Here is a 13,874-nt window from a genome sequence, read left to right on the forward strand (position 1 = left end):
GTGATAATGGTACCGTCTTGCAGCCCATCCCTGCCACAGCTTTAGACTCTGTTTACAAGAGTCCTTAAAATCTTTACCTTGGACGTGTTGAATTTGCATCTGCAATCTAAGCGTGCTTCCATCTCGTCTGTCTAAGGAGGGAGTTCGATGACCAATGAAAACCACGAAACCGTCCACCATCGGATCTGCCCTTTTTGTGAAGCTTGCTGCGGCCTTGAAATTACCGTGGCTGAAGGCCGCGTGAAGCGCATTCGGGGGCACGCTGCCGATGTCTTTAGCCATGGCTATCTCTGTCCTAAAGGCGTGGCGCTTAAGGACCTGCATGAAGATCCTGACCGCCTGCGCAAACCGTTGATCAAACGCAACGGACGCTTTGAGGAAGCCACATGGGATGAGGCTTTCGAGGAGATTGAGCGCCGCTTGCCGCCGATCATCGCCAAACACGGAGCGGATTCGGTCGCTTTGACGCTGGGAAATCCCATTGTCCACAAACTTGCGCTGCTGCTTTATGCGCCGCGTCTCGGTAGAGCCCTGGGATCGAAGAATGTTTTTTCCGCATCCACGCTGGACCAGATGCCCAAGCATCTTTCCTGCGGCCTGATGTTTGGTGACTTCCTTTCTATTCCTGTGCCGGACATCGAGCGTACTGACTTTCTGCTGATGCTGGGCGCCAATCCCATGGTCTCCAATGGAAGTCTCTGGACTGTGCCGAATTTCCGCGATAAGGCCAAGGCCCTGCGTGCGCGTGGCGGGCGGCTGGTTGTCGTCGATCCCAGGCGCACCGAGACGGCCGACGTAGCCGATGAGCATATCTTTATTCGTCCTGGCGGCGACGCATTTCTGCTGCTTGGCATGGTGCATACTCTCTTCGCGGAAAAGTTGGTAAGGCTTGGCCGGTTGGCGGAGCATATTGCCGGCGTTGAAGTGCTCGAAAGCGCTGTTGCCGGCTTTGCTGCGGAAAAAGTTTCTGCCCGTTGCGGAATTTCTGCCGAAACAATCCGCGCTTTGGCCCGCTCGCTGGCGGTTGCGAAACATGCGGTGGTATATGGACGCGTGGGCACGTGCACACAAGAGTATGGAACGCTGTGCAGCTGGCTGATCGACGTGCTGAACATTCTTACCGGACACTTTGACGAGCCGGGCGGCGCCATGTTTCCCAAAGCGGCTGCGTTGCAATCGAACAGCATGGGCAAGCCGGGAATGGGCAAAGGGGGGGGCACGGGCAGACGCAAGAGCCGCGTCTCTGGAGCGCCGGAAGTATTGGGCGAATTTCCCATGAATTGCCTGGCGGAGGAAATCCAGACTCCGGGCGAGGGCCAGGTAAAAGCGCTGATAACGGTAGCGAGCAACCCAGCTCTGTCATCGCCCAACGGCGAGCGTCTTGCGGCGGCAATGGACCAGTTGGAATTCATGGTGAGTCTGGACATTTATCTGAACGAGACCTCACGCCATGCTGACGTGATTTTGCCGGGAACGTCACCGCTGGAAGATTCGCATTATGACGTGGCGTTCTCGCAGCTTTCTTATCGTAATCACGCTCGTTACAGCCATCCTGTGTTCCCTCGCACATCTGACCGTCCTGAAGAGTGGCAAGTGCTCTTGCGGCTGATTGGGATTATTCAAGGAAAAGGCGCTACGGCAGACATCAACCAGATTGACGATGAATTGCTGATGGACGATCTGCGACGCACAGCCGGACCCTTTGCCGAACAGGTTTTCCAAGCAGGTTCGCAGCGGCGCGGCGCAGAGCGGTTGCTGGATCTCGGTCTGCGCGCCGGGCCTTACGGCGATCAGTTTGGCATGAAGCCGGATGGACTTAACCTGGATAAAGTTGAAGCGGCGGAAGGCGGAATCCATCTTGGCGCGCTCGAACCGCGCGTACCGGAGATGCTGCGAACGCCCTCAGGAAAAATTGAACTCGCACCTGCCATGCTGATTGATGACCTCAAGCGGCCAGCGGCTGATTTCGGACGGTCGATTCCGGATCTTGTGATCGTTGGACGACGCCAGCTTCACGGCAACAATAGCTGGATGCACAATCTCCCCGTCCTGGCCAAAGGCGCGGCGCGATGCATTGCCCTGGTGAATCCCAAGGATGCTGCGCGGCTCGGTCTGGAAGACGGCGGGAGAGCGCGCATCGCGCATGACGGCCGCTCCGTTGAAGCGGACGTGGAAATTACCGACGAGATGATGCCGGGAGTTATCAGCCTTCCGCACGGATGGGGCCACGATCAACCCGGCACACAACTTGAAGTGGCTGCTGCAAATCCCGGCGCCAACCTGAACGCGCTGATGGATGAGAACCGCCGCGATCCGCTTTCCGGCAATGCCGTGCTCAGCGGCATGGAAGTTGAGATGAGGCCTGTGGCAGCCCGCGTCTTAACGGGGCAGGCGCGGTAAGACGATGCCTGCAAAAAATACGCCGCAGGAGCCGTTGGATGCAAGACTACGCTGTTCCTGGGCGACCACGCCGCAAATGATGGCCTACCACGATGCTGAGTGGGGCGTGCCACAGCACGACGACCGCGTGTTGTTTGAATTCCTGATACTTGAGGGCGCGCAAGCGGGTCTGAGCTGGTCCACCATTCTAGCCAAGCGCGATGCCTATCGGCGGGCCTTCAGCAACTTCAATCCTAAAAGCATCGCACGCTACGATGCGAACAAAACGAAGCAGCTAATGTCGAACCCTGGCATTGTCCGCAACCGGCTGAAGATTTCGGCGACGGTTCAGAATGCGCGAGCTTTTCTGGCCGTGCAAAAAGAATTCGGTAGCTTTGATGCGTACATCTGGCAATTTGTCGGTGGGAAGCCAATCGTCAATGCGCTCAGCGCATCATCCCAGATACAGGCGCGGACAGAAGAATCCGACAAAATGAGCCGTGACCTGCTGAAACGCGGATTTAAGTTTGTTGGCCCGACCATTTGTTACGCATTCATGCAGGCGGTCGGAATGGTGAATGATCATCTAGTGACCTGCTTTCGCTATGCAGAAATCAAAAATGCAGCAGAGCGCAAACGCTAGTTAGATGGTGCTTCCGCCAGCGGAAGCCATATCTGAAAGCGCGTTTCTCCCGGCTTTGAGTTCACCTGAATCTGCCCGCGATGCTTGCGTACAATGCGCGAAGCGGTGTCCAATCCCAGTCCTGTGCTCTGGCCAACCCCTTTGGTCGTGAAAAATGGCTCAAAGATGTGCGGCAAAACTTTATCTGGAATTCCTGGACCATTGTCTGCAATCTCTACGACCACGCACGCGTCCTCGCGATAGGTGCGTACGCGAAGCTCGCCCTGGCCGCCCATCGCATCAATCGCATTGTCAATAACGTTGGTCCAGACCTGATTCAACTCGCTGCCAAAGGAATTCACCAGAAAGGGAACGCGCTGGTAGTCGCGCTGGACTGTGACTCCGCGCTTGAGCTTGTGGTTCAAAATTGTAAGCGTGGTTTCCAGACTTTTGACAATGTCCACGTTCTGGATGGGAGACTGGTCCATGTAGGTGTATTCCTTGATTGCACGGACCAAATCGGAAATTCGCGAGGTGCTGTTTTCAATCTCGTTCAGCAGGTTTGCGATCTCCATGGAAGCTGCAATCCTCATCAGGGCGGCACGCGCAGTGTCAGCATCGAGCGTAGCGAATAAACGATCCAAAGCCGCGGGCTGAATGTTTTTATGTGCCAGATCTGACGCAAGCTGCCACAAATCCTCTTGTTCGTGAGCGCGCAGCCAGGACTCGATTTCTTCCTCCAGCGCGCTGATGGTGAGCGTATCCGGCGGCGGCCCGTCCTGCTGGACAAGTGAAGCCTCCAGCTTTTCGATCTCGGCTCTCTGTGCGGCGGTGAGATCGTGCGCACCCAGCGCGTGGCTCGCGTCCTTAATGCGCTTCATGGTGGCGCGGAGCTGGCTGGTGGCGCGCTTAGCGGCCGATGCAGGATTGTTTAGCTCGTGGGCCAGCCCGGCGGAAAGCTTGCCCAGCCCAGCCAGCCGATCCCGTTGTTGCTCAACGCGTGTGGTTTCGCGGATGCGGTCAGACATGAGACCCACAAGCCGTTGCGTAAGCTCAGGCATTTTCTGTATGAGCTGCGGGAAAGCTGCCACTGGAAAACGCAGCACGCGAGCATCAGTAATCGCACGTCCAGTCACCGGGTAGGATTTCATTCTGGAAAAAGGCAGCACGCCCCCGATGTCGCCGGCCTTGCTGTTAAAGAAAACTGTCTCGCCGCCAAATTCCCCCCGGCTTTGCAACTGTCCATCAAGGAATACAAACATCGAGTCCGCGGGGTCGCCCTGATGAATGTACGTTTCCCCTGCCTTCGCTGTGAGTTCCTGTGACTGGCTGATGAACCAGTCAATCTGATCATCCGGCAAATCAGCGAATACCGGCACCTGAAGCAGCTCTGATTTTTGAACCATGCTATACCTTGCTCAAGTACTGATGAATGAATTGCACCGCCACAGAGCCTTCGCCGACTCCAGAAGCGACGCGCTTGACTGAACCGTGCCGGACATCACCCACGGCGAACAGCCCAGGAATATTCGTTTCTAAAAGGAACGGATCGCGTTCCAAAGCCCAACTCTTTGGGCGTTTGCCATTCCACATAAGATCAGGGCCGGTCAGGATAAAGCCACGCTCGTCTCGTTCCACCAGGTCGCCCAGCCAGTCTGTCCGCGGCAGAGCGCCAATAAAGATGAACATTGAAGTGGCGGGCACACGCTCAACTTTGTTTGTATCTGAACAGAGCACAGAAATTTCTTCCAGGTGAGTTTCACCATGCGCTTCTGCGACGTTGGCGTGGGTCCAAAGCTCGATATTGGGTGTTTGCTCTATCTGCTCAATCAAATACTGTGACATGGTGCTGCCAAGAGAAGCGCCGCGCACCAGAATCACCACACGCTCAGCATACTTGGAAAAATTCATTGCGGCCTGGCCGGCTGAGTTTGCGCCGCCAACCACGTAAACTATTTCACCCTTGCAGGAGAGAGCTTCAGTAGAACCGCCGCCGTAATAAACTCCAGCGCCCTGAAGGCGATCAATGCCGGGAGCATCCAACCTGCGCCACTGGACTCCTGTGGCCACCATCAAGGCGTGGCAGGAGATTTCACTCTCGTCTTTTAGCTTGATGATGCGATAAGAGCCTTCCGTCCGAACGCCGATGGCTTCCTGCGGCGAAAGAATTTCCACGCCAAAGCGTTTGGCCTGCACCACGGCCCGACGCGCAAGGTCGCCGCCGCTCAAGCCGTTCGGAAAGCCGAGATAGTTTTCAATTCGCGAACTCATACCTGCCTGGCCGCCGGGAGCGTCGCATTCCACGATTACCGTATGCAGGCCTTCAGACGCGCCGTAAACCGCAGCAGCCAGGCCAGCAGGCCCGCCGCCGATGATTGCAAGGTCATAAAAATCAGTCTGCGCGCGAGTACGCAAGCCTACTTTCTGCGCGACTTCAGCCGGAACACTCTCAAGAAGTTTTGTGCCATCAGGGAACAGCACAACCGGAAGGCTTGCGGATTCGGAGCCAAGCGCCTCGAGCAACCGCTTGGTTTCAGGATCATTGGCGGAAATTTCCACGTCAATCCATTGATAGGGAACTCGATTGCGCGCCAGAAAATCGCGCAGCTCATAAGAACGCGGCGACCATCGGGTGCCCAGCACACGGATTCCCTCAAACGTGGGACGGTAAGAAGCCTGCCAATCATCGAGCAGATCATCCAATTGCGGATAGAGGTGCTCTTCCGGCGGGTCCCAGGGCTTCAGGAAAAAATAATTGATGTTGACCTGGTTGATGGCGCTGATGGCGGCATTCGTATCGGCGTATGCAGTAAGCAAGGCGCGCTTGGCGTCGGGAAAGAGATGCATTGCTTCCTGAAGAAAAGCGACGCCATCCATTTTGGGCATGCGCTGATCGGCCAGGAGCAGGGCCACGTTGTCATTCCGCACTTTCAATTGCTTCAAGAGTTCCAAAGCTTTTTCAGGAGCATCACTCGCCAGCACACGATAAGTGGCGCCGTAATGCGAACGCAGGTCGCGTTCAATGGCTCGCAAAACATCAGAATCGTCGTCAATACAAAGCAAAATCGGTTTCGCCATAACAACCTACGTTCAGTTATTCAGAACTGCTTTCGCTAATCGCCAGTGAAGAGACAATTTAGATGCCGGCGTGGGAATTTGGTCGCTTTATTCACAAGTAGCCGACTGAATAGCGATTCCGGCGGGTCGAGCAACTCAATGAGATTCAGGCAGTGTGTACTCGAACTCGTACGAGTGTTTGCCGTCGGCTATGATGACCTTAAAATCTCCGGTTATTCCTGCCAGTTGGCCCGTTCCGGAATCAGGCACCACGGTGATCGTCAGTTGCGGCAAGCCCCGGTTCATGGTTCCCGTATGCTGCAAGATGAAAGTGCCGGTGCGGCCTTTCAATGTTCCGCTTACCTTCTCAATTGCCACGTAACCGGCTGACCCTTTCACGTCGGTCATGCCCGTGAGCATCTGGCCTTTGCTGGTTCCTTCCAGATCGCCGTGAAATTGCTTGTCAATTGTCATCCGGCCAAGTGTGGCGTCGCCATTCTTGTCATCTGTTTGAGGCACAAGTTTTACTTCGAACGTTCCACTGGCATGACTCATGGCTGGTCCTTTCTGAAATGCACTTGCGATCAATGGATGTGTGCACGTCCATGAGACGACCCCAATCGACAGGCACATAACGATGATGGGTTTGAAGCGGCGATGGACTTTTGCGACAACGCGAACACTGTTTTTCACCCAAGCATTCTAGCGCAGCGCCAGGATCATCACTCAGGCGACTGCGGGCGTTTGAATACCAGGCACTTTGAAGTGAATGAATGTACCGCTTCGCCATTCTGGTTCGACGTGATGCTTCTCACTTTAACGATGGCCTGGTTTGGCTTGGAACGTGAAGGCACTATTTCCAGGATCTCGCTTTCCACGTGCAGCGTGTCACCGGGACGCGTTGGTTTGGGCCACGCCAGATCGCCGCCCAGGCCGATAATGCCGTTGCCCAGCGGCAGACCGCCATCCACGAGCAGGCGCATCGCGACGGCGGCAGTGTGCCATCCGCTGGCGGCCAGTCCGCCAAATATGCTGGCTTTCGCAGCTCCTTCATCAAGGTGGAAAGGCTGCGGGTCAAACTGTCGCGCGAACTCCTTGATTTGAGATTCATCCATGTAGTGGCTGCCAGAGACAAATCGCTGGCCCACGTGAAGGTCTTCCAGATACAGTCTCTGGAGGCTTTCATTTGTTTGGCTCATGGCAGTTGTCTCCGGAAAAAATTCTTATCGATTGGCGATAACGATGAAAGCAATCATCTCAATCCACTAGGGGTTGAAAAGTCTATACTTCCACCAGCTCACCCCGATCATTGACTTCAATACGCTTGGAAGCATGGAGCGGGATGCCGAGTTGATAGCGAGTATGTCGCAATTCTCCCATGCGGACCAATGCGCCTTTTTCGACAAGATCTGCAAGATCGCGCGTCGTAGTAGCCGGGGACGTACCGGTGATGCTGGCGTACTTGCCCGCTGAAAGTCCGCCCTTGAATCCATCCGGGCCTTCCTTGAACATACGGAGCAATGCCTTTTGCTGTCTTTCGTTCATCTGTCCCCGCAGGCGCTCAAATAGTTTGGCTTTGTCGATCAGGAATTCGATCATGGCAAGCGTTCGCCTCTGGGCTTCTATCGTTATGCCTGCAAACCAGGCCAGCCATCCGGTGATTTCGGTTTGTCTGTTTGCGGCTTCCAACGCATCGTAGTAGCTTCTGCGCCGTGCAAGGATCGTCGCCGCCAGAGCGGTAAGCGTAGGCTGGCCCAGACTTTGTGCCAGCGCTTTCTCCGCCAGCGCGCGCCCAATTCGTCCATTTCCGTCCTCAAACGGATGGATGCATTCAAAGTAAAGATGAGCGGTTCCTGCCCTGGTGAGCCCAGGCAAGGGTTCTGGTCCTCCCGCGGCAGTCCGGTTAAACCAGGCAATAAATCGCTTCATCTCGCCGGGCACCTGGTCCGCCGGTGGAGCCTGGAAATGCACTTTTGTCTTTCCCAGAGGCCCGGAAACTATTTCCATCGGCTCCCTGCCGGTGCGATAGCGGCCGACATCTGTGAGGTCACGGCGGCCGCTCATCAGCATGCGGTGCCAGCCAGAAAGCATTTCTTTGGAAATGGGCTCGCCAAACGAACGAAATAGATCGACCGTCATTTCGGCAACGCCCCGCTCGGCGGGCCGCACGTTCCGTTTGTCGGCGGCCAAGCCAAGCTGCTTGCGTATGGAAAATTGGACGCTTGCCCGGTCCAGCAGTTCGCCCTCGATTTCCGAGGTCGTTATCGCCTCCGTGCTCATCGAGTCCACGGTAATGTGTTCGCGCTCTTCCTTGTCCAGGTGCTTGACCGTGCCCGCGAGTTTGCCGCCGGCTATCAAGAACTCTTTTTCCGCCAGTGCCAGCCGAGCCGCTTCCCAGCTGAACTCCGGCCAATCCGATTTTTGCCAATTCCAGGTCATGAGCGATAGAAGGCCCGTCTATCGCTCACAAAATCGATGTATACGAGCGACAGAGGACTCAATCGCTCATATTAAATCGAAACATGAGTGATAGCAAGAAGCGTCACGAATCGCCTCTCTAAGGCCGCAATCATGAGACGCCCCCGAAAATTGACGGTTTCGGTGACGAGTTTTTGCAGAGTGCGGTAGAGATCAAAACAGGAGGTTCATATATTCGCCCGTATAAATTTCTTAAATGCCCTTGCTCTTTTGGCGGCTTCGGCCTTGGCTATGAAGGTTTTTACCTTTCCAAATTTCTCGAGCATTTCAATTTCCTCATCACTTATAAGCTTCTTGGGGCGCTTAAAATTATGACGTAATACAAAGAAGACCAGCTCATACCGTTTGCGAAAATCCATGAGAACAGCAATGAGTTTTGTCCGTTGTCGTTTATTCGTAAAAGTGGGACACAGCGTTATCAACAAGTGAGCGTGATCTTCAGGCTTAAGGCGCTTCAATAACGAAAAGAAGCTATGCCGAACATCGTCATTGGACATCCGCCTTACAAAGAATTCGATTCCCTGATTTCAAAATATCGCTTTCGTTTGCCGCTAGTGAGGAACGCGAGTGTTCTAGATTTTCCCAAATGCTTGTGGCCGACCGCAAAAAATGCTTTCCCTTTCAAGATGGACATAGAGCATTTTTCCTCTAGCTGCCTTTTGATCTCCACACTGTTTTAGCACTTCTGCGAGGCGGTGTTTGTGATTTTTGGAAATTCGACGTCGTAGTGCACGATATTCGATGATTGTTTCTGGTGAACCTTCCCAAACCAGTTCGTCGCCAATAACGCGGGATATGCGCCCATGTATTACATCCACACCAGCCCAAGAATAGAGAATATCTGGGTTATAAATCAGCCACACGAATAACCCCTCGCAGTATGTTCTTTCAGTGGAAGAGAGGTCATCCCAGGTACGGTCAATCAAATCGTGAGCATCCGAAGCCATCATTTCCTCAGCGGCCTCTGGTCCCGCGCGCTCTCTTAATTTTTGAATCTCGGTGTGTCGCCACATCGGGAACTGGTTTTCAAAATCCCAACTGCTGCCGAAACATTGATACCATTCATGGCCCTTTTCACGATGGCGCAAGCCAGGAACATGCTGCGCGTGCCGATCCTTCGCCTGATGAATATAGCGATACACTCTTCCCCAAACAATTAAATCGAACGCCTCATGGAGAAAGCCACTCGCCATGTATCTACCCATCCCAATATTTCCATATTGCAAATTATGTAATTAATGAAGCAGCCGCCCATATCTTTTCAAGCGTATTCCGAAGGGTTTGAATGGCATTGACATCTTCAAGTTTATTTATCAGCGACAGTTTTCCACCAAATCCATTGAGAGAATGCCCCAATGCGTACCATTGTGCATTGTCAACCGAAATTGTTCGATCGTGAATTTCCGCAGAATGCTTGCGTACTTCTATTTGGTGCTGCGGATATTGCCTTCTAAAACGGCTGACAGAAACTTTAAAATCAGGATTGGCCTTTCCTGTGAGCAAGCGAATTTTGATTTTGTGAGGCAATGCCGCAACCATATCAAGAACATCACCATTCATATAATTATCGACAATAAAAATCTCCCGCTTCGCGGATTGCAGAATTTGTTTAATTGCTTTGTATGCGTCCCACTGTGTTCCCTTGGGAAATACATATTCACTGGCGAGCTTTGTCCCATGACTGGACTCATAGAGGCTCACCAATTTCTCAGTAACATGTGGGGTATCGCGCTCCTGTCCTTTCCCACCCAGCAAGCGCCGTTGCGTAAGAAGCCAAATGACGCGCCTTATATCACTATATTCAATTCCTAAATAATCGTAATCAGTATGATTTTCATACTCCGCAGTGTATAAGCCCACACGAGGATTCAGCTTATAACCGAGCCAATACGCCTTGTGCATTATGTATTGCATGAGTTCGGCATCCGTCACTTTGGCATGAGGCTCGAAATCAGAGTTTTTAATTTTCAGTTCTTTATACTGGACCTCATCGAAGGGAGCATCGAAATCCAGCTCTCTTGAATCCAGCGCACGACGAATTACATTGATGCCTATTTTGTATTCAATATCAGAAGCAATCCCCTGCTTAACGGGTCGCCCTGCATGATATAGCTGCACAAGTCTCTGACCGCGATTGTGGGCTGCATCCTTAATTTCGAATAAATACGAAGAACCTGTTCGGTGCGGATCATCTTCGACCCGATCATAGGCAATAGAGACGCACTCTCCTCCGAGCGTTACCCAATCCGAAAAATGCATTTGGTCTAAAGTCATCTGATATTGCGGACGGACTGCCAATGCCTACCCAGCAGATTCAATGATTTAAGTGGTAGGCCCGAATGGACTCGAACCATCGACCTCTTCCGTGTCAAAAACGAGGTCACTAACCTAAAACCCTTTGGTTGCCGTTGTTTTCCGCATTGCAGTACCCCTCAAAACACCGCTTTTTTGACGAGTTTTGTTGACGAATTGTTGACGAGTTTTTCTGTTGAGTTCGTCGCCAATTTCTGCAACATTGAAACTGTCTTTAGGAAGGTCTTTCCTGAGATGAAAAACAGCGGGACGCGCTTGGTGGTGAGACCGAAACGCGCCCCTGACCAAAGCACCTACGTGGAGGCACCTTGGCTGATCTTGACGTTACCAAAAAAGTAGAAATTTATCACACCCTATACCAGCTTAACTCCTCATTTGCAGCAATCGTAGGACACTGCGACACGTTGCAGCGAACCGGAGTTTTCAGGTCCAAATCTACCCGATTGTTTCAAGGATTCACCCAAGAATTACAAGCAGAATGTAATCAGGAATTCTTGGAGACCTTGCACCAAATCGAACTTGACGACTGGGGCCGTTTCGGCAAAGTGCGTCAAGCGGAAGAAAAACGTCTCAGAGACCCTGACGACGTTTTCATTCAGGCCGCAGAGCGAAAAAAGGAACTCGCCAAACAGCGCAAGAAATCTAGCCGCAAGAGATAGCAAGAACAAAAAAGCCGAAGGAAAGAATCAACCCGCCCCACTCAGGCGGGTTTTTTCTTCAAGCAACAAATCTGGAATAAAAGTCATCTAGGCGCGATTGCCCTTGCTGAGTAACTTGGGGGCAGCATAAAATTGCGGCCAACAAGAAAGGCTGCAAATCTATGGCACATCACATGAGCGACAGAGCCGTGAAGCTAGCGAATGCACTGCTTCAGCACCAAAGGAGATTTCGACGCGAGCCTAAAAACGTAAATCAGAAATCTGTAGAAAAAGCGATTATCGCCTATCAGGCAATTGGTACAAATGCGCATATCGGCTGGAGAGACATTGGCCAACCTCTGCGTGACATCGCGGAATGGTGCGATGAACAAGGGTGGCCGCCTCTTAATTCCTTAGCAGTAAACAACAAGACCCATGAACCCAGCAAGGAATATGACGGTGCAGGAAATTTCCAGCTAGCTCAATGGTGTTATGACGTCAGAAAATGTATTGGTTTTAGTGGCTACCCAAAGAAGGTTACCTAATCCCGCGAATCTCCCCGCCGTCTCGGGCATACAGCACACAAAAGAGCATAGCCGAAGACAAACCGTGGTATATTGCGCGGCATGGACTCGCTGATTAAATGGCCCTCGAATCATCCCATCGTCTTTACGTTGATTCTGTTTGTTTTTAGCTCGCTCGTTTCCATATATGCATCTGAAATCAAGCGATTCCTTCGTGAGCGCCCGCTCAAATTCAAGGAATACAATCAGCAGCAGTTCGCAAGAGACCTTGCCCTTTTGCAGCGTCTTCACAATGACAGCTATCAGCTCATTCTCTTTTTCCTGTGGAATATTGTCTCGATTATTTATGCCGCGGTTTTGTGGACTGGGATCTTCTTTTTATTGTCTTTCATGACGCATAACAAGATTGCTGCGGTACCGTTGTCTAGCGCCATTATTGGGGTCGCTTTTGGAAAGGCGTTATTGATTCGGCAGCTTCTTACACGACTTGTTAACTATGAGCATAGTGTCATTCACCTGAAAAAACTAGCTGGAATTCCTGAATCAAATGTAACGTCGGCTTCAAGTGGCAACTGATTGGTTCCCGCTCGCCAAAAAAACACGCTTCACGTTCCCTTCAATTTTTTACAGACAAACTCAAAGCCGTTCCACCTTTTTGAAGGGACTAAAACTTGAGTTTTTCTCGGAGCCATGCGACAAAATGCCATTCTAATGAGTTTCCACTCGCGTATAATCCCGCTGCTATGACACAGTTGTTGGTTCTTTACCGGATCAGAGGTTAGCATACGGTCTCGTGCCCGACCACTCTGAACAATCTGCTCAGGCTGTAAACCTGCTCACCGAAGCGGAAGCTGAGGATGTCATAGACCGATTTGTAGAAAGATTTTTCAGTTCAGAGAGCACAACTCTCCGCTGGCTGCTGAACAAGGGGTGGTCTCATCCCGAATACATGTCACTTGTGGCGCGTTCCTGGGGTATGCCTGAGATTCCAGAACAGGCAAGAATCGACCTCTTACGGTGTATCGAAACAAACGATAAAGTGAGCTTGAAATCGTGGCTTGTAAAGCTTGAGTCCCGCGACGGCATGACACGCGAGCAAGCTAAGGCTCTTTTTTCGTTATTCGATCTTTCTCCTTTACGGAAGATTCTTCTGGACTTGGCAGAAACATTCAAGGGTACGCAAGGTCGCCAGCCGAAGTTGAAACTTGCTGATTATCCCAGGCTCATCCAGGTCGCCGACTCTCTATCTCCTCTGATAGGAAAAATCCTCTCTCAACTGGAACAGTCAACGAAGAAGACCGCGCTCGAAACTGTGATGTTTTGGCAAGCGGATCACCCGGAAGCTGCTGGCTTTTTGCTCAGTTACTACAAGCAATTTGAACTCGCACTTCATGACGCTACCCTAAAGAGACGGAGCAAACGCCCCGCCACTCGTGCGAAGTTGCTCGCGGAGGCCATGGCAGGAATGGAATATGGGCTGACTTTCAGTACCTCCATCGAACGGGTACGGCAGGCGCGGCGAATGCAACAATCCTAATCACCCTTCAAACAAAAGAATCTTTTCTTTGTGATATTGGGTCGCCTTCCGCTACTTTTCTTTCTTTTTGGTAGCGCAAGCCTCCGTTTTGATAACCCTAGGGCTGGGGCATCATTCACGGCCCCTGCTCAACCTTAGAACCCGCAACGAAGGACTGACAGACCATTCGACGGGTGACAACGTACGGCAGCAGGGGCCATGAATGCTGGTCGGGGTTCTACGAAAGTAAAGCACTGCCGGGGTTGGAGGCAAAGAGTCTGTCTGGGGGTCCAGGGGGCGAAGCCCCTTGGTGGGGTTCGGGGCGAAGCCCCGACAGTTGTTCCCAT

Annotated in this window: 14 protein-coding genes; 6 read left to right on the plus strand and 8 right to left on the minus strand. The window is 52.4% G+C overall.

Going from position 1 to position 13,874, the window contains the following annotated elements; translation table 11 throughout:
* The first annotated feature begins 147 nt into the window (after positions 1 to 147).
* A complete protein-coding gene (locus LAO76_14700; GenBank protein ID MBZ5492177.1) occupies positions 148 to 2,400 on the plus strand; it encodes a molybdopterin-dependent oxidoreductase in 2,253 nt (750 codons plus the stop codon).
* 76 nt (positions 2,401 to 2,476) lie between these two features.
* Complete coding sequence (locus LAO76_14705; GenBank protein ID MBZ5492178.1) at positions 2,477 to 3,022, plus strand: DNA-3-methyladenine glycosylase I; 546 nt, start codon at positions 2,477 to 2,479, stop codon at positions 3,020 to 3,022.
* On the opposite strand, the gene LAO76_14710 is transcribed toward LAO76_14705, so the two are convergent.
* The 8 genes from LAO76_14710 to LAO76_14745 form a co-directional block, all read right to left on the minus strand.
* Complete coding sequence (locus tag LAO76_14710) at positions 3,019 to 4,407, minus strand: cyclic nucleotide-binding domain-containing protein (GenBank protein MBZ5492179.1); 1,389 nt, start codon at positions 4,405 to 4,407, stop codon at positions 3,019 to 3,021. The genes LAO76_14705 and LAO76_14710 overlap by 4 nt on opposite strands.
* A gap of 1 nt (position 4,408) precedes the next feature.
* Positions 4,409 to 6,079 carry an FAD-dependent oxidoreductase gene (locus LAO76_14715; GenBank protein ID MBZ5492180.1) on the minus strand — a complete coding sequence of 557 codons (1,671 nt, stop codon included), beginning with the start codon at positions 6,077 to 6,079 and terminating at the stop codon, positions 4,409 to 4,411.
* Between the two features lie 135 nt (positions 6,080 to 6,214).
* A complete protein-coding gene (locus LAO76_14720; protein MBZ5492181.1) occupies positions 6,215 to 6,613 on the minus strand; it encodes a DUF3224 domain-containing protein in 399 nt (132 codons plus the stop codon).
* Positions 6,614 to 6,780: 167 nt separating this feature from the next.
* Complete coding sequence (locus LAO76_14725; GenBank protein MBZ5492182.1) at positions 6,781 to 7,257, minus strand: MaoC family dehydratase; 477 nt, start codon at positions 7,255 to 7,257, stop codon at positions 6,781 to 6,783.
* A gap of 82 nt (positions 7,258 to 7,339) precedes the next feature.
* Entirely contained in the window at positions 7,340 to 8,497 is a 1,158-nt protein-coding gene (locus tag LAO76_14730; protein ID MBZ5492183.1) for a Fic family protein, read from the minus strand.
* A 206-nt stretch (positions 8,498 to 8,703) separates the two neighbouring features.
* The gene (locus tag LAO76_14735; GenBank protein ID MBZ5492184.1) at positions 8,704 to 9,033 is read right to left on the minus strand and encodes a hypothetical protein; all 330 of its coding nucleotides are present in this window, start codon (positions 9,031 to 9,033) and stop codon (positions 8,704 to 8,706) included.
* Between the two features lie 75 nt (positions 9,034 to 9,108).
* On the minus strand, positions 9,109 to 9,729 hold the full coding sequence (locus LAO76_14740) for a hypothetical protein (protein ID MBZ5492185.1): 621 nt from the start codon (positions 9,727 to 9,729) through the stop codon (positions 9,109 to 9,111).
* A 34-nt stretch (positions 9,730 to 9,763) separates the two neighbouring features.
* The gene (locus tag LAO76_14745) at positions 9,764 to 10,834 is read right to left on the minus strand and encodes a hypothetical protein (protein MBZ5492186.1); all 1,071 of its coding nucleotides are present in this window, start codon (positions 10,832 to 10,834) and stop codon (positions 9,764 to 9,766) included.
* Between the two features lie 323 nt (positions 10,835 to 11,157).
* On the opposite strand from LAO76_14745, the gene LAO76_14750 reads away from it, so the two are divergent.
* From LAO76_14750 to LAO76_14765, 4 genes are all read left to right on the plus strand, one after another.
* Positions 11,158 to 11,508, plus strand: a complete 351-nt coding sequence (locus LAO76_14750) for a hypothetical protein (protein ID MBZ5492187.1) — start codon at positions 11,158 to 11,160, stop codon at positions 11,506 to 11,508.
* A 161-nt stretch (positions 11,509 to 11,669) separates the two neighbouring features.
* The gene (locus tag LAO76_14755; GenBank protein ID MBZ5492188.1) at positions 11,670 to 12,032 is read left to right on the plus strand and encodes a hypothetical protein; all 363 of its coding nucleotides are present in this window, start codon (positions 11,670 to 11,672) and stop codon (positions 12,030 to 12,032) included.
* 81 nt (positions 12,033 to 12,113) lie between these two features.
* Entirely contained in the window at positions 12,114 to 12,587 is a 474-nt protein-coding gene (locus LAO76_14760; protein ID MBZ5492189.1) for a hypothetical protein, read from the plus strand.
* Between the two features lie 217 nt (positions 12,588 to 12,804).
* On the plus strand, positions 12,805 to 13,548 hold the full coding sequence (locus LAO76_14765; GenBank protein MBZ5492190.1) for a hypothetical protein: 744 nt from the start codon (positions 12,805 to 12,807) through the stop codon (positions 13,546 to 13,548).
* The last annotated feature ends 326 nt before the right edge of the window (positions 13,549 to 13,874 follow it).

Source organism: Terriglobia bacterium (assembly GCA_020072645.1).
In the GTDB taxonomy this organism is placed as follows: Bacteria; Acidobacteriota; Terriglobia; order Terriglobales; family Acidobacteriaceae; genus Angelobacter.